Here is a 1835-nt window from a genome sequence, read left to right as displayed (position 1 = left end):
CGGGCCGCCGTCCCCGGGCTCGCCGTCCGCGGCGCCCGGCTCCACGACCTCCTCGCGGCCCGGCCGCTTCTTCGCCGAGACCACGATGTAGGCCACCGCGGCGGCGAAGACCAGGATCGACGTCCAGACGTTGAGCCGCAGCCCGAGGACGTCGTGCGCCTCGTCCACGCGCAGGTACTCGATCCAGCCGCGGCCCGCGGTGTACGCCGCGACGTAGAGCGCGAAGGCCCGGCCGTGGCCGAGGCGGAAGCGCCGGTCGGCCCAGATGACCAGCAGCGCGACGCCGACGCACCACAGCGACTCGTACAGGAAGGTTGGGTGGAAGGTCTCGGCGGTGCCGGTGACGGAGTGGTCCGCGTCGATCTCGACGGCCCAGGGGACGTCGGTCTGCTTGCCGTACAGCTCCTGGTTGAACCAGTTGCCCCAGCGGCCCAGGGCCTGCGCGAGGGCGATGCCGGGCGCGACGGCGTCGGCGTAGGGCGGCATCGCGATGCCGCGGCGGCGGCATCCGATCCACACGCCCAGCGCACCCATCGCGATGGCGCCCCAGATGCCGAGGCCGCCCTCCCAGATCTCGAACGCCTTGACCCAGTCGCCGCCCTCGCCGAAGTACGGCTCCGGGGTCGTGACGACGTGGTAGAGCCGGCCGCCGACGAGGCCGAAGGGCACGGCCCAGATCGCGATGTCCGCGACGGTCCCCGCCCGGCCGCCGCGCTCGATCCAGCGGCGTCCGCCGAGCCAGATGGCGACGAAGATGCCGAGGAGGATGGCGAGGGCGTAACCGCGCAGCGGGAGCGGTCCGAGGTGCCAGACGCCGTCGGAAGGGCTGGGGATGTATGCGAGATCCATAGCAGCACCGACGGTACCGTGCCGCGGCGCGGCGCGGGGAGCCCGTGGGGGCAACGGCTCCGTAACTCTCCGCGAGTACGGCGCCGCGCCCCCGGCGGCTCAGTCCTTGCCGGCGTCCTCGACGAGCTGCTTGAAGCTCTCCGGGGAGAGGTTCGAGCCCTGGCCGTAGATGTTCTCGCCGTCCAGCAGGACGGTGGGCGTGGAGTTGTGGCCGGACTTGCCGAACGCCTCGTCGGAGGCGTCGACCCAGCCGTCGTACCTGCCGTCGTCGACGCAGGAGTCGAAGCGCTTGCCGCTCAGCCCGTCGACCTTGCCCGCCAGTTCCTTCAGATGCCCCTTGTCGGCGAAGGCGTCGTCGTTCTCCGGCGGCTGGTTGCGGAAGAGCACGTCGTGGTACGGGACGAACTTGCCGGCGTCCTGGGCGCAGGCGGCGGCGTTGGCGGAGTTCCGCGAGCCGGTGCCGCCGAAGTTGCCGTCGATGAGCTTGACCAGCCGGTACTCGGTGCGCAGCTTCCCGGCGTCCTCCAGCTCGTTGATGGTCTTGCTGAAGCCGGCCTCGAACTGGCCGCACGCCGGGCAGCGGAAGTCCTCGTACACGGTGAGGGCGGCCGGGGCTGCCGCCTTCCCCGCGGGCAGCGCGAGCCGGTCCTCGCCGGCGGCGCCCTTCGGGAACGCGACGGGCTTGCCGCCGTCGTCGTCGCCGCTGTTCTGGCCGATGAGGATGCCGACGACCGCGACCACGGCGAGCACCCCGACCACCGCGGCGAGCACGACGAGCATGCGCCGCTGCTTGTCCTTGGACTTCTGCCGCTCGCGCTCGGCCTGCATCCGCTCGCGGGCGCTGCGCTTTCCCTGAGGGTTGTTCTCGCTCACGCCCGGCTATAACGAGGGACCCGCCGCCCGGTGACGGATCAGAACACCTGCCCGTACTGCAGGTACGCGGCGGCGGCGGAGAGCACCAGCACGACCGAGACGACGACGAAGCC

Annotated in this window: 2 protein-coding genes; both read right to left on the bottom strand. The window is 72.0% G+C overall.

All coding sequences use genetic code 11. From position 1 onward, the window contains the following. Positions 1 to 849 (bottom strand): prolipoprotein diacylglyceryl transferase (gene lgt, locus H5J30_RS30695; protein ID WP_181790731.1); only part of this gene is annotated, 849 nt, incomplete at its 3' end. A gap of 99 nt (positions 850 to 948) precedes the next feature. Beyond that, a complete protein-coding gene (locus H5J30_RS30690; protein ID WP_309505681.1) occupies positions 949 to 1722 on the bottom strand; it encodes a DsbA family protein in 774 nt (257 codons plus the stop codon). Between the last annotated feature and the right edge of the window lie 113 nt (positions 1723 to 1835).

The organism is Streptomyces phytophilus (assembly GCF_013870535.1).
Taxonomy (GTDB): Bacteria; Actinomycetota; Actinomycetes; order Streptomycetales; family Streptomycetaceae; genus Streptomyces; species Streptomyces phytophilus.
This window is presented reverse-complemented; position numbering and strand designations above follow the sequence as displayed.